Raw genomic sequence first — 19914 nt, forward strand, 5'->3', positions numbered from 1 at the left:
ATGAAGATAGTCGACATGGCACGTAAAGACGATGGCCAGGATGCAATGGTATCTGAACCATCACCATACCCTTGTGGGTTACGCATCAGCCTGAACAAGGAAGATCTGGGAAAACTCGGCATCGACGAGCTGCCAGACCTGGGTACTCAGGTTGCCTTCTACGTTTGCGGTGAGGTCGTCAGCACCAGCGAGTCTAGTGAGTATGGTGATTCGCAATGTCTTGGCGTTCAGATCCAATGCATGGCGCAGGAGGAACTTCCTGCAGACGAGGAAGAGGAAGCCCAGGACGCGATCAAGGGTGGTTTCAAGGAAGCAGCCAGCAAACTCTACAGTAAGCAGAAATAGCCATGGCCAGCCAAATCGACATCTGCAACATGGCCATGTCTGTCATCGGCACGCGGTCGAGCATTGCCAGCATGACCGAGGGCAGCGCTGAGTCTAACCAGATCAGCCTGCAATACCCGACGGCCATTGATGCTGTGCTGCGCGCCGCTCATTGGAATTTCGCGCGCAAGCAGATTGCAATGACGCTCTTGCAGGATGGAACGCAAGGGCAGCCGGTTCCTTCGCCCTGGCTCTATGAATACGCTGTGCCGAGCGACTGCGTGCTGGCGCGTTTCGTAATGCCGACGATTCAGGCAGCTGTACCTAGTTCTACCCCTGGTATTCCATCGCAGGTTACCGCGATGAACCAACCTGTCCGATTCGTGCTAAGTACCGATCTTGACCCGACCGGCAATCCGATCAACGTAATCCTCACCAATCAGCCGCAGGCCACGCTGGTCTATACCTTCCGCAACCTGAACCCAGCAATGTACGATGCGCGGTTTGTCGAGGCGCTGGCAGCATTCCTTGGCGCCAAGATCTGCATTCCGCTGACTGGCGACAAAGCCATGATGAAGATGGCTCTTGCAATGGCTCAGCAGTACACCATGGATGCACAGGCATCCAACGGTAATGAAGGCCTCACCGTAATCGATCATGCGCCTGACTGGATACGCGTACGTGGCTATGCATCTGATTACGCCTATCCAGATGGAGGCCTGTTTATCTACGGCCCCCAAGCTTTGACATTGCTCTCCTGACCATGGCACAAGAAACCATCCAGCCAAGTTTTGCTGCCGGCGAGATTGCGCCGTCCATGTATGGGCGCGTCGATCTGGCTAAGTACCATTCCGGTGCGGCCATCTTGCGCAACTTCTTTGTCGACTACCGGGGCGGAGCATCGTCACGACAAGGTAAGAAATTTGTAGGGCAATGTAAAGACAGCGCTACGCCGAACCGCCTTATTCCTTTTACATTCAATACGCTGCAGACTTACGCCCTGGTATTCGGGAATCTCACCATGCGCGTGGTGATGAATGGAGGCTATGTGCTGGAGCCGGCTACGGCCATCACCGGTATATCGCAAGCATTCCCCGGGGTCATCACTGATCCTGCTCACGGCTATAACAATGGCGACCTAGTGTATCTCACTGGCATCGTCGGCATGACGCAGCTGAATGGGCGCTTCGGTGTTGTCACAGGTGCTACGACAAATACCTTTTACCTGACAGACATGTATGGCGTAGTCATTTCGACCAGTGGCTATTCGGCCTATGTATCAGGCGGCACTGTTGGCCGAGTATTTACTTTGACGACACCATATGCAGGAAGCGATCTAGCATTGCTGAAGTTCGCGCAATCTGCCGATGTGATGACGCTGGTTCATCCAAATTACACGCCGCAGAAGCTGACACGCACTCAGCACTGGGCATGGACGATTACGCCGATTACTTTCACGCCATCGGTGTCCCCGCCATCAGGACCAACAATTAGCAATAATGCGGTTGGCACCGTGTATCCAACTACCGTATATTCCTACGTAATCACTGCTGTTGTGGGCGGCGTCGAGAGTCTACCTTCTGCTGTGGTATCGACCGTCGGTGTGCATGCATTGAGCCAGAATGTAGGGGCGCAAAATACTGTTGGCTGGAATGCGGTGACCGGCGCAGAAATCTACAATATTTATCGCACACAGGAAAATCTCAACACGATGCCCCCGCAGGGCGCGCTGTTCGGATTTGTCGGATCGACTAATCCGGCTGCTTCTAATACCTTCATCGACAACAATATCCTGCCGGACTTCACGAATGTGCCACCGCAGGGGTACAACCCTTTCACGGTGGCCGGCAATCCTTCCTGCGTCACCTATTACCAGCAGCGCCAGGTTTTCGGCGGCATGGCCAATGCACCCGAGCAGATCGACTTTTCGAAGACTGGCGACTTCTTCAACATGAATTTCGCCATCCCCTCGAAACCAGACGACAATATCGAAATCACGATCGCCAGCCAGCAGGTGAATGCGATCAAGCACATGATCCCGATGCAAAGCCTGATCGTGCTGACCTCCAGCGGTGCATGGAAGGTCGACGGCGGCGCCAGCGGCACGGTGACACCAACTTCTATCGAAGCCGTACCACAGGCTTATAACGGCTGCGGAGATGTGCCACCGCTGACGATCAACTACGACATCCTGTACGTCCAGGCAAAAGGATCAATCGTCCGCGACTTGGCCTATAACTTCTACGTCAACATCTACACAGGCACTGACATATCACTATTGTCGAATCATCTTTTCTATGGTCACCAGATCACAGAGTGGTGCTGGGCAGATGAGCCGTTCAAGCAAGCACTGGCCGTGCGCGATGACGGCATCATGCTGTCGCTGACCTACTTGAAAGAACAGGAGGTCTACGCGTGGACCCACTACGACACAAACGGCCTGTACAAGAGCGTTTGCTCTATCTCTGAAGGTAACGAGAACGCTGTATATACAATCGTTGAGCGTTTCATCAATGGCCAGTACCTACAATATATCGAGCGCTTCGCCAGCCGGCAGATGGGCGGCGATCCAACTATCGGGCTTCCGGCCGATGTCAGCCGCGCATGGTGCGTTGATGCTGGTCTGCAGTACCCACTGACATATCCAGCTGCCACGCTGATCCCAACTGAAGAATTCAACATCCCTGTCATTTCAGGCGTCGACGTAATTGCTGGTGGCCAGAACTACAGCAACTTGACCACGGCGACCGTCATTGATCCGAATGGCACCGGAGCAACGTTTTCGGTAACCATCGTCGGGGGCATCATCACAGCGATCACGCCGCTGGCAGTCGGCGGAAACTACACGCGCCCGATTCTGAATATCTTCGATCCTACTGGCGCCGGCTCCGGCGCAGTGGCTCAGCCGATTGTCACTAGCCCTGTACCCATGAACGCCAGCGCTGCGATATTTTCAAGCGCCAACATCGGCAACGTGGTGCGGATAAATAACGGCATGGGGATTGTGACATCAGTGCCGAGCTCGACGCAGATCATTGTCAACGTGCTACAGAACCTCACCAGCATCTGGCCGGCGGCAAGCGGCGCATGGTCAATGACGGCACCAGTTACGCAAGTGTTCGGGCTTGACCATCTGAATGGGCAAACGGTATCGATCCTGGCCGATGGCAATGTCCAGCCTAATCAGTTAGTCACCGCTGGCTCAATTACCTTACAGCGGCCAGCTACGCTGATCACCATCGGGTTGCCATATATCTGCCAACTGCAGACCTTGTATCTGGACGTGCAGGGAGATGGCACGATCCAAGGCAAGCGCAAGAAAATCAATGCCGTCACGTTGCGACTGCAGGATTCGCGCGGCCTGAAAGTTGGGCCGAACTTCAACCAGCTAACAGAAATCAAGGACCGCACCACACAGCCTATGGGTATGCCCGTCACGCTATTTACTGGCGACGAGCGCGTGAACATCGAGCCGAACTGGACGGTGCCAGGCCAGATCGCAGTGCAACAGGACTGGCCGCTCCCTTGCACGATCCTGGCATGTATCCCTGAAGTCACGATAGGAGATACCCCGCAATGATCGGCCACGTGATCCCAGCTACCTACGCACACGCCTACAACATGGCGCCGCGGATGCGCACCGCCGAAGTCGCCGAGGTATGGGCGTCTGACCGGCGGTTGCCACTGGAGGCGCTGGTGCATGAGCTGGACAACAGCGCGCTGTCTTGGTCCTGGGTGATCGATGGACAGGTGGCATGCATGTTTGGTTTCGTCCTTCACAACCTGTTGGATTCGACTGCATACCCATGGTTTCTGACTTCCGACCTGGTCGAGACACATTCACGCAGCTTCATCAGGGCTTGCAAATCTGGGCTGCCTGGTGTGCTGGCGCAGTACCCAGACCTGAAAGGAATGGTCGATGCCAGATATGTGCTGTCCATCCGCTGGCTTGAATGGCTTGGCTTTGTGGTAGGAGATCCAGTTGAGCGTGGACCTGACCACACGTTGTTCCGTCCTTTTTATAGTGAGAAAAAGCATGCAAGTGCAAGCGCCTAATCCGGACCTGATCGAGTACGTCAATCGGCTTGAGGCCGAGATGTGCCAGCTGCCACAGGTTAATTGCCCACACTGGGATTATTTTGCACCAGGGCTTTACGCACGCCAGATGTTCATCAATAAAGGGGTAGCTTTGACCGGTGCCGTACATCGCACTGAGCATCTTTGCATTATCTCTGGTGACATCAGTGTCACTGCTGACGAAGGTGTCAAGCGCATCACGCACCTGCAGAAGATCATCAGTTCCAAGCCTGGCACGAAGCGTGCCGGCTATGCGCACCTGGATACCTACTGGACAACGGTACACGCGACCACCGAGACAGACCTGGAAAAGCTGGTGCTGGAACTGGTCGAGGCCAGCAGCGCGGAACTGCTCGGCGGCGCCGAAAACAAGCAATTGCTGCATAACCGCTTGAAAGGGTAATCATGTCATTCGGATTTACAGCTGCTGAAATTGGGGTTGGCATTGCTGCAGTGGGTGCTGCTGTTAGCGTCTACAGCGCAGTCTCCACGGCGAACGCGCAGAAGGCTGCTGCCGACTATCAAGCACAGGTCAATCAGAACAATGAAAAGATCGCCGCTGATAATGCCAACATGGCTACCAGCCAAGGGAACCAGCAGCTGCAGGCAGAGCAAGAACAGGCCGCCCAGCAGCAAGGAATGATACGCGCTGTGATGGGGGCATCCGGCGTCGACATCAACAGCGGCAGCGCGTTGCGCACGCAGCAGGGCGTTGCGCAAGTCAATTCCCTGAACGAAGCAACCATCACCAGCAATGCCGCACGCTCAGCCTGGAACTATACAAACCAGGGCGCAGACTATAGCGCCCAGAGCAATCTAGAAATCCTGAAAGGCGAGAATTCTCAGACGGCCGGGTATCTGAGTGGCCTGTCGTCACTGATTGGTAGCGCTGGTCAGACATATAAGAACTACAACAACAATGCGCAAGTTGGAGCTACCTAATGCCTACCCTGCCAAATATTCAGACTTCGCAAAGTGTCTTCAGCTCAGGCGCTCTACAGTCGCAGCAGATCCAATCTGATCCCAATGACTTCGGCGCGCAGGTAGGGCAGGCCGCAGGTCAGTTGGGAACAGCAGTGCAAAATGCTGGCCAGACGGTCACGGATGTGGCGCAGAAATGGCAGGCGATCCAGAACGAAACGGATGTCAACCACACTTATGCCAATGATTACATGCCCGGCATGCGTGACCTGCAGCAGCAGTATTTGCAGCTGGGCGGCAAGGATGCGACGGACCAGTACCCGACCTACCAGCAGAAAATGCAGGAGCTGCATGATACTGTCCGGACGAACCTGAATCCTGCTGCGCAGCGCATGTTTGACGACATATCCAACCGCACAAGCCAGATGATGCTTGATGGGATGTCGCGCTACGCCGGCCAACAGAACGTGGTGTATCAGGATCAGACCAGCCGCGGCATGATCAACAACAGCGTGACGAAAGCCGTCACCGCCTGGAATGACCCGATCGTCTTCGATGCCGCCAAGAACGAGATTGTCTCGGAGGATATGCAGCATGGCCAGTTCCGTGGCCAGCCTATCGAATACATCAACGCCCAGATCCAGAAGGACTTGAGCACGGCCACCACCTCGCGCCTGCGTACCATGGCGAACACCGACCCAGTCGGCGCGTATGACTTGCTGAAGAACGGCGAGAACTGGACTGATTCCAGCGGTGTCTCGCACCACAATAACATCGGCGCCATGGTCGACCCGACCGAATATGCCAGCATCGAGCACCAGCTGATGCAGGGTGCCAAGGAAGTGTCGGCCGACCGTACCGCCAGCAATGCCATCACGCCGCCGCCAGCCGGCGCCACGGCACCTGTCCCAGCGCTGCAAGCTGCGATCATGAAGAACGAGAGCAACGGCAAAGATGTAGATGCCAGCGGCAATGTGCTGACGTCGCCAGCCGGTGCCCAGGGCAACATGCAGGTGATGCCATCCACAAACCTGAACCCTGGGTACGGCGTCACGCCCGCACGCGACAACAGTGCCGCCGAACGTACCCGGGTGGGGAATGACTACGTTGGTGCCATGTCGGCGCGCTACGGCAACAATCCGGCTCTGGTAGCTGCTTCCTATAATGCCGGCCCCGGGATGGTTGACGACTGGCTGAACGGCACCAACAAGACCGGCAAGAATCCGAGCATGACCCAGCTGCCTGATCCGAGCAAGGGCCAGATCAGCAACGCCGACTTCATTGCCAAGATCCCATTTACTGAAACCAAGGCCTACGCTGGCAAGGTGCTGGCCAGTCTTCCAGCGCAGACCAACGGTCCGACCACGTTGCCAAATGCCCAGGATCTGGAAACATCGTTGCCAGACAAGGCCGCAGCTGCCAAGGTGCAGGCGCAGCAGCAATTCCCGAATGATCCCGCCTATGCCGAAAACGTCTACAACCGGGTGATGCAGAAGGGCAACCAGATCACGGCCGGCATCAAGGCCCAGCAGAGCGCTGCCACGCAGACGTTGTATAACGCCATCGCCGGTAGCAAGCCCGACGGCAGCGACAAGATCAGCTCGATGAATGACATTACGTCCAATCCTAACCTGAACAGCGCTTACCAGAACGCCACGCCAGAAGTTCGTCTGGCAGTGCAGAGCCGGCTGGCCAAGGGTGACCAGCAGTTCGACAGCACCAGTGCTGCCAGCTATTACCAGCTCAAGGGCATGGCAGCCAACGATCCGGCCAACTTTGCCAAGCTGGATTTAGGTGCCATGTACGGCACGATGCCGGACAGCGCTTGGAAGCAGCTAATTGACCTGCAGACCTCGACCAGCAAGAACGATGCTGCTCAGGCCAGCAAGAATCTGAACTGGGCGCGCACGAAGGGCGATGTCGAAGACATGCTGAAGCCGCTGGGTCTTGGCACATCGGCCAAGCCGAACACCACCCAGGCCGACACCACCACGCAGTTCTACGGCAAGTTGAACGATGCGCTGGAGGATTACCACAACCAGAACCAGAAGTATCCAGACACGACCACCACCCGGAAGATCGCCGGAAGCCTGCTGGTGCAGGGTACGCAGCAGTCCGGTCACTGGTATTCGATGGATAGCAAGATGCCAGCGTTCCAATCGCCAGACCTGACGCAGTTCTCAGTGCCGGTGCCGCAGGCACAGAAAGCGCAGCTTGCCCAATCGTTTCAGAAAGTCATGGGCAGGCCGGCCAGCGACCAGGAGCTACAACAGTGGTACACCAAATTCACGCTGGCCAACAAAGGTAAATGATGGCTGATACCGATTTCGAGTCGTTCCTGCAACAGTCGCAAGCACCAGCGCAACCAGGCGCTGCGCCCGCGGCCCCTGCTATTGCCGCTCCAGCGCCGGCTACCGCAGCGAAGGCCGACCCGTTCGAGTCCTTCCTGGCTAGCCAAAAGCAGCAGACTGATGCCCAGACGCTGCAGCAAGCGCAAGCGGTGGCCGTCACCAACAGCACCGCCAGCAGCGATACCGCCGCGCGCGCCGCCAAGATCGCGCCACAGGTCAATGCGCCGCAGGCCGCCATAGAGACGGATCTGCCGCGCTATGAAGCCCAGGCCAAGGCGCAAGACAATGCTGCGGTGATGGCGCAGAGCCCGCAAATGGCAAAGTGGGCTGTTGCCAATCCCGACGCCGCCAGGGTAGCGCAGGATGATCTGGGTAAGATGAGCACCATGGAAACGTTGCTGGGAGCAGCCTCAGATTCCGGCGCCAACTTTGTCAAGCAGTTGGGCAATTCCTTCAACAGCGCAGCCATGGGCATCAACCGCCTTGTCGGCTACACGATCACTGCCAGCGATATGGCGCAGGGCACGAACACGGCAGCATGGTGGAACCAGCACATGATCGCGCCGCTGGAGCAAGCACAACCAGCTTTCGCTGAAGCGCCCGGGCTGCCATTCGGCGCCAAGGCAGCCGGCGTCCTGGGTAACCTGACCGGCATGCTGTCGCAGATAACATTAACTGGCGGTGGTGGTGCTGTTGCTGGTCCAGCTGCTGAGGCTGCAAGCGTGGCCGGCCGTGTAGGACAAGCAGTAGGCCATGGCGCCAAGGCAATGGCATTCCCGGCGCTGACCGCTGCCGTCAACACTGGCCATGACGTCTACGCCCAGACTGGCGACATAGGCAAAGCCATCGAAGCCAGCCAGATGCAGTATGCGACATCGACCCTTGGCGGCATCGTGCCGCTGGGCATGGCCGGCAATCTTGCTGCGCGCGTAGCTTCCGGTTTCATATCGGGCGCCGCGACCGGCGAGGTATCGCGCCAAGCCATGAATCTTGTATTGCCACAGAAGCAGGAGTTTGACCCTGAGCAGATGTTGCTGTCTGGACTGAGCGGCGCCGTGCTGGGTGGCGCTATGGGGCCGCGCGCCGGCGATACCGGCATGCATGAGGCAGTGCGCCAGGTGTACCAAGATGCCGTGCAAGCCGAGACGGCAGAGCAGGGCGGCCAGAAGATGGAGCAGCTGGGCCAGCTCGCCGGCGGCATGAAGCTGCGCGAAGCAGACCCGGCCGCGTTCAAGCAGTTCGTCCAGCAGATCAGCGAGAACAGTTCCCTGCAGGATGTCTATGTTGACGGCCGCACCTTTGCTGATGCGCTGCAACAATCAAAAGTAGACGTCAACGAGATGCCCGGCATGGCCGACCAGCTGGAAGAAGCGGCGCGTACCGGCGGTGATGTGCAGATCCCGGTATCCGATTACCTGACGCATATCGCCGGCACCGATCTGGAGCCGCAGCTGCTGCCAAACCTGAAGGCCGAGGCCGGCGGCGTCACTTATGCGGAAGGCCAGCAGTATTATGCAGATACTGCCAATGGCATGCAGGACAAGGCCAACGAGATCGTGGCCCAGAAGCAGACTAGCCTGGATACGCAGACCGACGTCAACAGCATCGGCGACAAGCTTTTCGAGCAGATGAAAGCGACGGGCCGTTTCCCCGACGACGTCAGCCGCGCCAGCGTGGTGCCGGTGCAAGAGTTCTACCGCACTATGGCTGATCGGATGGGCGTGAAGCCCAGCGAGCTGTATGAGCAATATCCGCTCACGATAAAGGGTGAGGATATTGGTGGACAATCGCTCAGGCAGAGCGAGCCACCCGCCAGCCTAGACGACCTCACAAAGCAATTTTCGGATGCCGGGCTTAATGCCTCTATTTCCGAGAAGAACGGGATTATCACACTTTCTAAGATCATCGTCCCAGAGGGAGAGCGTGGAGAAGGGAAAGGTACAGCTGCGATGCAGGCGCTTGTCGATTATGCAGATAGGACAGGCCAACACGTGACACTATCGCCGTCGGCTGATTTCGGTGGCAACAAAAAGCAGTTGACCGATTTCTACAAGCGATTTGGGTTCGTAGAGAATAAAGGGAAGAATCGCGCTTTTTCAACTTCGGAAAGCATGTATCGGGAAGCGCCAGGAAAGGTTCTACATCAGGCATCCCGCGGCGCCTTCGATCCAGACACGAACACCGTGGCGCTGCTGAAGGACGCCGACTTGTCGACCTTCTTGCACGAAAGTTCACACTTCTACCTGTCTACCCTGGGCGATCTTGCCGGCCGCGAAGGCGCGCCGCAGGAGCTTAAGGACGACATGCACACCGCGCTGACGTGGATGGGCGGCAAGGATCTGACAGACTGGCAGGGGCGCACGTTGGAACAGCAACGCGACATGCATGAGAAGTTCGCCAAGGGATTCGAGACTTACCTGATGGAAGGCAAAGCGCCAACCACCGCACTGCAATCGCTGTTCAGCCGGTTCCGGTCCTGGATGCTGAACGTCTACCAGAGCGTGCGTAATCTCGGCACCGACCTGTCTCCAGAGGTGCGAGGCGTGTTCGACCGCTTGCTGGCCAGCCGGGATGCCATCCAGCAATCGGAGCGTGCCCGCGGCTACTTCCCACTGGACCTGTCCCAGTCCGGCGCCACCGATAAGCAGATGGCCGATTACGCTAACTTGGGCGACCAGGCCACGCAGAGCGCCATCAACGAAATGCAGGCCAGAAGCCTGAAAGATATGCAATGGGCAAGCAACGCCAAGAATAAGGCGCTGAAGGCATTGCAGCGCCAGCACAATGACGCCCGGCGCGAGATTCAAGAGCAGGTCATGAAGGAATTGCAGGCCGAGCCGATCAACCGCGCCAGGGAATTCCTGAAGACTGGCGAGACGGTCGACCCGCAAACTGGCGAGAAGATCAAGACAGAAAAGGGTTTCAAGCTGAACACCGACATGGCCAAGGAGCTAGCTCCGGATGCCAACTTGCGCGGCTTGACATCAAAGGATGGCATGCCACCCGATATGGTGGCTGACATGTTCGGCTTCCGCAATGGCGCCGAACTGGTGCGCAACCTGGCTGAAGGCGCGGACATGAAAGAACTGGTAGCGCGCCTGACCGATCAGCGCATGCTGGAGCAGCACGGCGAACTGGTCGACCCACAGAGCGTCGAGATGGCCGCCAATGAGGCAGTGCATAACGAAGCACGGGCCAAGTTCATCGCCACCGGTCTGAAGCTGCTCACTAAGTCGCCGGTGCCATCGCGCGAGATCACACGCGCCGCGACCGAAGTCGCCAACAATTCCATTGCCGCCAAGAAGGTTGGAGACCTCAACCCGAGAATGTATGAGGTGGCTGAGGCCAAGGCAAATAAGGAAGCAATCAGCCAGGCTGCGAAAGACCCGGCCGCCGCAGTGAAGGCGCAGCGGGATGCGCTACTGAACAACCGCTTGGCCAAGGCCGCAACTGATGCCGTGGCCGAGATCAAGAAAATTGTCGCATCGCAAAAGAAATTCGACAAAGACTCGATCCGTAATAACTTCGACCCCGACATCCTCAACCAGATCGACGCGTTGCGTGAGCGCTTCGACTTCCGGCAGAACCCGCCAGAAGGGCCAACCAAGGCCGAAACCAGCCTGGAAACCTGGATCCAGTCCCAGCAGGCGCTCGGCTATTCGCCGCTGGTCAATGCCGACATGTTGGACCAGTCCCTGCGCATGCACTACAAAGACATGACGGTCGAGCAGATCCGTGGATTCAACGACACCATCCGCAGTCTGGAGACGGTAGCACGGGAGCGCAAGCAGATCACCATCGACGGCAAACATGTAGCGCTCGATGCCGTTGTCTCTGATCTGGTCGACAAGATGCAGCAGCGGGGCGACAAGTTCACGTTGAAGGACATCGTAGAGCCGCCGCGCGCCGGCGTCGATAGTCTCTACCAGGTAGGCTTGTCAAAGGCAGCTGCGTTCATCCGCGGCGCCGCCGTGGAACTGAAACCGCAACAGTTCAAGGCAAACCAGTTCGACATGCATGAGATCCTGGGGCCGTTCAGCAAGTCGATTTTCGAGCGGGTATTCGATGCCAACTACCGCAAGGTCGACATGCTCAAGGGCCTGTCGGATCAGTTCCGTGCAGCTGTCAAGGGTGAGCTAGGCAACGATTGGCAGGACTCGCTGCACGACCTGGTGCCGAACAGCACGCTGCTGGATGCCGACCTTACCAAGTCTGCCGGGACGCCGGTCTACCGCCGGCTGACGCGTGGCGATATGCTGGGCATTGCGCGTCACGTCGGCAACGAGTCCAACTTCGATAAGCTGACCAAGGGCATGGAGTGGGATCCGAAGGACGTCTGGTCTTTCTTGCACGACAATATGATCGATAAGGACTGGCGCGCCACGCAGATCACCTGGGATGCTTTCGAGAAGCACTGGCCCGACATGGTTGAAATGAACAAGCGATTGGGCAATACGTCGCCGGACCAGATCGAGTCCCGTCCATTCCAGACCAATTTCGGTGATATGCGTGGCGGCTACGCGCCGATCGACTACGACCCGGTGCGCTCCCGCCTAGCGGTCAAGAAGTCCGACTCGTCAGCGATCGATCCCAGCGAGGGACTGTTCAAGGGCAATTACTTCCGGGCCGACACGACGACCAACGGTTCGCTCAATAGTAGGACCGCCAGCTATTACGATCGGTTGAACCTCGACTACCACTCTATCGAGCGCAGGCTGCATGATACCGTGCACGATCTGGCCTACCGCGAGGCGCTGCTGGATACCCACAAGATCCTGGCGAACAAGGATTTCAGGCGCCAGTTCCAGCTTTCCTTCGGCCCGGAGCAATACAAGTCGATGCAAGAATGGATCGGCAATATCGCCAACTCGCAGAACAGCGACGGCCAAATGAGCAAACTACAATCGATCATGGCATCCAGTCGGCGCGCCATCGTCGCCAACGGCATCGCGCTGCGCGTCAGTACCGTCCTGAAGCATGGCGGCAGCGCCGGATTCAAGACGGCCGGCTATTTCTCCGGCGGCGGGGAGAAGTACTTGGCCGGCCGCATGGCAGCCATGGCGACGAATCACGCCGGAGAAGTGGCCAGCGCCGTGCTGAAATTCCCAGAGATTCGCGCGCGGCTGATGCAGCAGGACCGGGATTACCGGCAGACGGCCTCATCTCTGTTTGAACCGGAAAGCATGCACTCCAAAGCCGAGCGATTCGGGCACTCAGCTGTGGCCTGGGCTGACCAGCTTACAGCGGTGCCGACGGCGTGGGCAGCATACGACCGGGCGATCACTGAGGGCATACCTGTCAACCGCGGTGGCACCGGCAAGCCGATGTCTGACGAGGACGCCGTGAAGTATGCCAGCCAGATCGTGCGTGAGGCCCATGGCAGCAATATCGAATCGTCCCGCTCCCTGCTGATGCAAAACAAGAATGAAGCCGTCAAGGCCATGACAACGCTGTACGGTTTCATGAACAACACGCTGGGCCAAAATATGGACATGGCCGACAAGTTCAAGACAGCCGGCTTCAGCAAGCCCGAAGTGCTGAGCCGCTACCTGATGGCCATGATTGTTCCGGCGCTCTGGGCTGGTGTGTTGGCCAGGCCGAACAAGGAGGAGGGCTGGGCGCATTGGGCGGCCGGCGCGATCACCGGAGAATATGCCGGCATGGTGCCTATGGTGCGCAATGCCTGGTCAGCTGTGGAGGGCTACAACAGCGCCGGCGAGCCTGCCTATATGTCGGTACTGGGCACGATTGCCAAGCCGATCATGGATATTAAAAAGGCGCTAACCGGCGGCGAGGTCAAAGCTCCGATCAAGGACGCAGGAAATGCCATCGGTCTGATTGCGCCCGGTGGCGGCCAGCTCGGAACCACGGCTCAATATTTAAGCGACATTTTTAGTGGTAAAGAACAACCAGAGAATGCCGAGGATTGGGCACGCGGCGTACTTCTTGGGCAACATAAACAGCGGTAATTTTAAAACCAAATTCTTGCGTAAGTTCGGCTCACCTTAACCCAGCCATCCCGCGCAAATGCAAGGCCAAACTTAAAAGGCCTTCCATGACAGTCTCTACCACAACGAACAGCGTTACCGCTCAGGGTAACGGGCTGACGAATACATTCAGTTTTAATTTTCCGGTTCCACTGGTTTCCGATCTGGTGGTGACCTACGTCGATTCTGTGGGAAATGCAACTGTCCTCACCACTGCGCAATATAGTGTGACAGGCATCGGCCAGTCGACTGGAGGCGCGGTTACCTATCCGCTTTCTGGTAGCCCTATTGCTACTGGGACTTCTCTGATTATTAAGCGCCAGGTTCCATTGCAGCAGCTTACTAGCCTGGTCAACCAGTCCGGCTACTACCCCGATGTGGTGGAGGGGGCGCTGGATAATCTTGAAATGCAGATTCAGCAGATTGCTGGCAGCACCACGCTGAGCAGGGCGCTGACCTTCCCAATTCAAGACATCAACCCGACAACGGTATTGCCGCAGGCATCACTGCGCGCAAACAACCTGCTGAGCTTTGACGGCAATGGAAATCCCATCGCTATCGCGCCGGCGTCTCAAAGTGCCACGGCACTGCAAACTCTGCTTGCAACGTCGGCAGGGTCCAGCCTTATCGGATTTCTTCAGAGTGGAACAGGAGCAGTTTCACGCACAGCGCAAAGCAAGATGCGTGAGAGTATCAGCGCGATGGATTTTGGCGTTGTCGGGAATGGGATTGCTGATGACACTGTAGCTCTTGGCCAGGCAAGAGATGCTGCTAACGCAGCGAATAAACGGCTCTACCTACCGGCTGGCACGTATCTTATTTCCTCCGATTTCATCCCACCCAATGCCGGTATGTATGGCGATAGTCAGCAGTCAACCTACATTCTTTGCAACGGATGTTCGGCAGTAAAGATCCCGATCACAATGCCGCTCGGGCGCGCTGCCTGCGTGATTGAAAAGCTCAGCTTGATCGCCGTGGGGACTACTTGCACCGGTATCACGGCGATTAATATTCCTGGCGTTGCATCTGGTGCGCACAGCGCATTCATCAGCGGCCTGATTATCCGCGACATCTACATGGGCGCCAACGGAAATGTGTTCGGAACTGGTATCTATGCGAAGGACATCTTTTTGTTGATGGTCGAGGATGTGGTGATGACGAACGTTGTCAATCCTTGCATTGTCGCAGGTAAGGTTGTGCAGTCGATGTGGCGCAATGTGGTTGCATACAACACTGGGACTGGAATAGGATTTCAGACAGTCATTGCTACGTATTCGGATATTTCAGGCAATCAAGGTCCTGAGCATCTGACAACTATAGATTGCTGCTGGATCTCGTTCGCGCGTGGCATTAACCATACCGCCGGCAGCTTGATGATTGCCTTCATCGATACTGACATCCAGTCCGTGAACTACGGCGCTATCCTGCAGGCACCATGCTACATGCACGGCGGCCTGGTCGGCGCCGATCCACTTTCGTCAGCCTGGAGCGGTATCTATATCCCGACTTACTCTTCAGATCCGTCGGGTGGTATCGTTTTGCGCGACATTGAAATCAATCCGCTCAGTTTGGTCGGCAACCCAACATCTACATTCTTAATGAATCTGGGGGATAACGTTACGGCACTCCCTGGCATTGTTATCAGTGGGTGCCGTTTCCGCTTTGGTGCATCAGGCGGTTATGGGAACGCGATCTTTGGCCGGAAATTAGCCAGCGTAGTCATCGAGGATTGTCTTTTCGATGCGAATGTTTTGGGTGACGTATTGAATCTGACAGGCGTGACGCATGCTGTGATCCAAAGAAATATTGGCACGGCCACCAGCTCGATGACATTCTCAGACGATGGAACAACTTCGGCGTATGGGTCGATCAGCGATAACATCTTCGGCCAGGGCTTCACGACGCTCACATTAAATTCCCCGCGCCGTTGGAATATTGCGCGTACCGGTGGCAATACAGATTCCCCATCCGGCCCTACCTTTACTGGGCCATGGACAGTTGGTTCCGTCTTGAATAATGCGTTCGCTTCGGGGATTTTTACAGTCGCTGGCGCAATCGTAGGTGACAAGGTATCCGTCGGGCTGACGACTCAGCAGGGAACCGCATACGCCATCATCAGCGGCTATGTAAGTGCGACCAACGCAGTAACGGTGATGGTCTACAACATTTCGGGGGCTACGCTCACTTTCCCGGCCGGTACGGTAAATATTTCTGTCTTTAAATCGTAGGTGCCATGATGAAAAAATACTTTTGGAATCTGCTTATTGCCATCGATCAAATGGCGAACACGATCTTGATGGGAGATCCGCAGGAAACTATTTCAAGCAGAGCAGATAAGGCCATGCGAGAAGGAAAACAATGGGGATGCATCCTCTGTAAATTTCTTTCCATGATTCAGAAGAATCACTGTCAGAAGTCTATCGAGCCGAATGCTGGCTCTAATGCAGTCATTCCGGATTGAGAAACCATGGAACATTTAAAACACACTTTGGATGCTTTTCTCGGATTTGCCACACTGGCTAATTTCGTTAAATTGATCCTCGTCGGATTCTCCGTCCTACCAACCGTGATGACCGTGATATCGACGGGATTAGCGATCATCTGGTATGTGATGCAGATCCGCAAACATTTGCGCAATAAAAAGGAGATGAGCGATGATTAACTTCGACGATGCGTTTGCAGCTCTGATCGGGATCGAGGGCGGCTATAGTAATAATTCAGCGGATCCTGGCGGCGAAACTATGTACGGCATCACCAAGCGCGTAGCCATGCAGAACGGCTACACCGGAGACATGCGCTTGCTGCAGCTGGAACAGGCCAAGAGTATCGCCAAAAAATGCTACTGGGATCTCTACCAGTGCGATCAGTTTGATATCCGCATTGGATATCAGATCTTTGATACGGCATACAACGGTGGCCACCCGGCGCAGTGGCTTCAGGCTGCTGCTGGCGTTACGGTAGATGGAGCTATTGGTGCCCAAACTATCTCGGCGGTGCGCGGCTCGGATCCGTTAAAGATCGTTATGCGGTTCTGTGCCAACCGTGCACGGTATTACAGCTCACTGAATAACATGACTTTCATCAATGGCTGGGTCAACCGCCTGGCGAAGAACCTTGATATAGGAGCAGCATAATGGACTGGTCTAGCGCACTTGGCGTCGTTGAAAAACTCGCCCCCATGATTGCCACCGGCGTCGGTGGTCCTCTTGCTGGCGGTGCCATGGCGGCGCTGGAATCTGTTTTCAATCTGACGCCGGCGGCTGATGTGACAGCAGACACCCGGCAAAGCCAGCTTGCCGCGGCAATCTCTGGCGCCACACCCGATCAGTTGCTGGCGATGACGCAGGCAAACCAGAACTACCAGTTGCAGATGGCGACGGTCGGCTTCAAGGATAAGGAGGCGCTAGCAGCTCTTGCTCAGCAGCAGACGCTGGCTTATGTCAGCGACACCCAGGATGCGCGCAAGTACACCAGCAACAAGGTATTTTGGCTTGGCATCGCTGTGCTGACCACCTTTGCTGTTGTGATGGTAATGGCACTCGTCGGCTGCTATGAGGTGTTGACCGGTGGTATCACGATCAAGGATGTCGCTGTGGTGGCAGCGGTGGCCGGTCTGATCGGTTCCGTGGTTGGATATGTTGCCGCGAATGCCCAGCAGGTGATTGGTTATTTTTTCGGCTCCAGCGCCGGCAGTGAATCAAAGACGACTGCCATGGCAGACAGCCTGAAGAATGCCATCAGCGCACAAAAGTAGATAGCCGATGGTAGCAAGCTACGGTAATTCCTGCTCCATAGAATAATTGTACCGCTCTGTTCGTTCCCTGCCATCTCCAATATCTGTCGAGTAGATGGATTCAATGACCGACTGGTATGGTATATACGGCTCTGCCGCATCGTTGTTCAGCATCTTCACAAGCGCGGCTATGCTGAGTGCAAATGTAGCAACGAGTTGGATTGCTCTGTGATTTATTTTTATTGTTCCCCAGGTCTTATATAGCAAGATAGCCTGCGCAATGATGACGAAGTATTGAACTCGATTCCATAGCAACGGGAATTGCCAGAAGAGAGCTTCAACGAAGATCATCAGCAACAATGAAAGCATCAGAGCCTTTTCAACCTTCGATTGAACATCGATCGTTTTTGCAAAATAGAGAAACGAAAACACGTTGAGAAGTAGGTAGGCGATGGCGCCGATGCTCTTAGGGAATGTCCCGATATTCAAATAAAATTGCAGCTTGCTCACAATCAAACTAAGGCCGATTGCATTGGCCGCAGTTCCAATCATTCCAAACAAGCTGAAGTCAGCAAAATAAAGAACCAGCAATGCCGCCATAATCGGCATTCGGTATCGGATAATTTTTTTGTAAGTGAAAGTACAAAAAATCGGTATGAACATCAAGACAGAATATTGAAATCCGACGCCGGCCAGCAACAATAGAACGGTCGATGGATACTTTGACTTGTCGAAGCGTATCAGCGAAAGCATCAAGAACGATAATGCAATCGACTGCCGCATGATCCCCATTTGCCCTATCAGGTATGACCAGCAGAAATAGATTGAAAAAGCGAGGATGACGCTTGCGCGGCAATGTCGGATAAATTTGTAAAACACTATTCCATTGAAGAGCGCGACGACAAAATATAATTCCTGGATGGAGCCGCCGAACTCTTTGATTATCGAAAGCAAAAGAATAAATAACGGCTCCATTTGATTGATGGAGGCCGGCAAATCCGTGATGGAAAAATCAAAGAGAGAGGGGGCATCATTGAGCGCGGATTCGTAGGCAATCCAGTCATAGCCGGTCTCAAGCCTAAAGCCGGCTAGCGCCACGAAAGCGGCAACTGCGATCAACGCCAGCATCTTGTTTTCTTTTGTTTTAGATACGCCGCTGAGCGCCATTGCCCAAAATATGAGCGCCATAAATATATAGAATGTCAAATCATCACCACTATTTAATTGCCTTAAAAGAAATATTATAGCCGATGATTCGGCATGGACTGTTCCAAAGCCTCATGCGCGGCATTATATTCGATGCGCGCCGCAGCAATCTCAGCGTTCGGGCGTCCCTGCATCGACAGGATCTCATGTACCGCTTTCTTGTCGCGCAGCTCAGCAGCAAGTTGCGCTATGGTCTTTCTTTTTGCCGAGATCAACATAAGCCCTCCCTGGGCACCGATATCATGTAATCCGCTTGGCAATATCTGCCGCGCTGGCGTTGTAGTAGACCAGCGCCTGGTCGAGCTTGGTCCATCCGAACATTTTGCAGAGATCGAAAACTGCCTGCTGCACCGGAATATTGGTCGACTTCATCCGGCCCGAGATCCAAGTTGCCGCGGTGTGCCGGGAATCGTGAAAAGTGAAACCTTCCATTTTTGCTTTGTCCCGCGCGCGCCGGAAGAATGCATCCAGCGTCTGCGCTTTCAAACCGAAGACCAAATCAGCATCGAATCCGCGCATCTGATCGATGATTTCCGTAGCCTTCGGTGTCAGCGGAACATCGCGGACATTTCCATTCTTTGTTTTTGGCAGCCGGCAATACCCATCAAACACGAATCGCCACTCAAGGCGGCATAGTTCTCCAGCGCGCATGCCAGTGCGCAGCGCCAGCAGGAAGCAGCAAGCCGCTGCCTGCGATACCGTCCTGACTTTCCCCTTTGCATAACCAAGATTCCGCAGGATGCGCTTGATCTGGGGCCTAGTGATCACAGTTTCCCTATGTTTCGGCTTCTTGGGCTTGCGCATGTCGCGCATCGGGTTCTGCTCGATCCAGCGCCACTCGCGCCTTGCGGACTCAAACAGGTCGGAAAGCAGGCTGATTTCGCGCAGTACGGTTCCGGGCTTGACGACTGTAAGGCGATCGATACGCCATTCTGTCATATCGTCGGGGGTAACTTCGCCTATGGGCTTCATCAATGGCAGCTTGTGCCGCTCGAATGCTTTCAGCCGCAGCACCTCCCAGCGTTCGCCGTCTTTCTCCGGAGACACCTCTTTAGCATATTTTTGGAAAGCATCCAACAAGGTGTACTTGCTGGCCTGCGGCGTGTTCTTCGCGGAGCGCATCTCAGTTTCCCGGCGCGCTGCCCATGACTCGGCCTCGCGTTTGCTCTTGAAGGATTTGCTCTCGCGATGGCCGAGAATGGCAATCTGAGCCTTCCAGCTTGTGTTGACTTTCTGAATACTTGCCATGGAGGTGTAAATCGAAGTGTAGAAAAGGTGTAGTGAAGTGTAATTTAATATCGCTATGACTGATATA

At 55.6% G+C, this 19914-nt stretch carries 16 protein-coding genes; 13 read left to right on the top strand and 3 right to left on the bottom strand.

The annotated features are described in order from the left end of the window. The 13 genes from gp10 (at position 1) to LT85_RS05280 (ending at position 17414) form a co-directional block, all read left to right on the top strand. Positions 1-345 carry a capsid staple protein gene (gene gp10 / locus LT85_RS05220; protein ID WP_038486175.1) on the top strand — a complete coding sequence of 115 codons (345 nt, stop codon included), beginning with the start codon at positions 1-3 and terminating at the stop codon, positions 343-345. A 2-nt stretch (positions 346-347) separates the two neighbouring features. Further along, positions 348-1085 (top strand): hypothetical protein, encoded by a 738-nt coding sequence (locus LT85_RS05225; RefSeq protein ID WP_038486178.1) that lies wholly within the window; start codon positions 348-350, stop codon positions 1083-1085. A gap of 2 nt (positions 1086-1087) precedes the next feature. Then, a complete protein-coding gene (locus LT85_RS05230) occupies positions 1088-3904 on the top strand; it encodes a ubiquitin-activating E1 FCCH domain-containing protein (protein WP_052134719.1) in 2817 nt (938 codons plus the stop codon). Continuing rightward, positions 3901-4380 (top strand): hypothetical protein, encoded by a 480-nt coding sequence (locus LT85_RS05235; protein ID WP_052134723.1) that lies wholly within the window; start codon positions 3901-3903, stop codon positions 4378-4380. Before LT85_RS05230 ends, LT85_RS05235 begins: the two co-directional genes overlap by 4 nt. Further along, positions 4361-4804 (top strand): hypothetical protein, encoded by a 444-nt coding sequence (locus tag LT85_RS05240; protein WP_052134724.1) that lies wholly within the window; start codon positions 4361-4363, stop codon positions 4802-4804. Before LT85_RS05235 ends, LT85_RS05240 begins: the two co-directional genes overlap by 20 nt. A gap of 2 nt (positions 4805-4806) precedes the next feature. Further along, positions 4807-5343 carry a virion core protein, T7 gp14 family gene (locus LT85_RS05245; protein ID WP_038486181.1) on the top strand — a complete coding sequence of 179 codons (537 nt, stop codon included), beginning with the start codon at positions 4807-4809 and terminating at the stop codon, positions 5341-5343. After that, positions 5343-7634, top strand: a complete 2292-nt coding sequence (locus LT85_RS05250) for a transglycosylase SLT domain-containing protein (RefSeq protein WP_038486184.1) — start codon at positions 5343-5345, stop codon at positions 7632-7634. Before LT85_RS05245 ends, LT85_RS05250 begins: the two co-directional genes overlap by 1 nt. Next, on the top strand, positions 7631-13642 hold the full coding sequence (locus LT85_RS05255; protein WP_038486187.1) for a hypothetical protein: 6012 nt from the start codon (positions 7631-7633) through the stop codon (positions 13640-13642). The genes LT85_RS05250 and LT85_RS05255 overlap by 4 nt, the downstream gene beginning before the upstream one ends. Before the next feature lie 86 nt (positions 13643-13728). Further along, the gene (locus LT85_RS05260; RefSeq protein ID WP_038486190.1) at positions 13729-15888 is read left to right on the top strand and encodes a glycosyl hydrolase family 28-related protein; all 2160 of its coding nucleotides are present in this window, start codon (positions 13729-13731) and stop codon (positions 15886-15888) included. A gap of 5 nt (positions 15889-15893) precedes the next feature. Further along, positions 15894-16121 (top strand): hypothetical protein, encoded by a 228-nt coding sequence (locus LT85_RS05265; protein WP_253273669.1) that lies wholly within the window; start codon positions 15894-15896, stop codon positions 16119-16121. 6 nt (positions 16122-16127) lie between these two features. Next, a complete protein-coding gene (locus tag LT85_RS05270; protein ID WP_038486196.1) occupies positions 16128-16322 on the top strand; it encodes a hypothetical protein in 195 nt (64 codons plus the stop codon). Then, positions 16315-16794 (top strand): glycoside hydrolase family 108 protein, encoded by a 480-nt coding sequence (locus LT85_RS05275; RefSeq protein ID WP_038486199.1) that lies wholly within the window; start codon positions 16315-16317, stop codon positions 16792-16794. The genes LT85_RS05270 and LT85_RS05275 overlap by 8 nt, the downstream gene beginning before the upstream one ends. Beyond that, positions 16794-17414, top strand: a complete 621-nt coding sequence (locus LT85_RS05280) for a hypothetical protein (RefSeq protein WP_038486202.1) — start codon at positions 16794-16796, stop codon at positions 17412-17414. The genes LT85_RS05275 and LT85_RS05280 overlap by 1 nt, the downstream gene beginning before the upstream one ends. 18 nt (positions 17415-17432) lie before the next feature. Here LT85_RS05280 and LT85_RS05285 read toward each other — a convergent pair whose 3' ends face one another. From LT85_RS05285 to LT85_RS05295, 3 genes are read right to left on the bottom strand one after another with little or no spacing between them, the layout of a single operon-like run. After that, entirely contained in the window at positions 17433-18581 is a 1149-nt protein-coding gene (locus LT85_RS05285) for an EpsG family protein (RefSeq protein WP_156117441.1), read from the bottom strand. Positions 18582-18634: 53 nt separating this feature from the next. After that, positions 18635-18817 carry a hypothetical protein gene (locus LT85_RS05290; protein WP_038486208.1) on the bottom strand — a complete coding sequence of 61 codons (183 nt, stop codon included), beginning with the start codon at positions 18815-18817 and terminating at the stop codon, positions 18635-18637. 22 nt (positions 18818-18839) lie between these two features. Further along, positions 18840-19847, bottom strand: coding sequence for a tyrosine-type recombinase/integrase (locus LT85_RS05295; RefSeq protein ID WP_038486211.1), 1008 nt, complete (start codon positions 19845-19847; stop codon positions 18840-18842). Positions 19848-19914: the final 67 nt, after the last annotated feature.

The sequence above is a fragment of the Collimonas arenae genome (genome assembly GCF_000786695.1).
Classification (GTDB): Bacteria; Pseudomonadota; Gammaproteobacteria; order Burkholderiales; family Burkholderiaceae_D; genus Collimonas; species Collimonas arenae_A.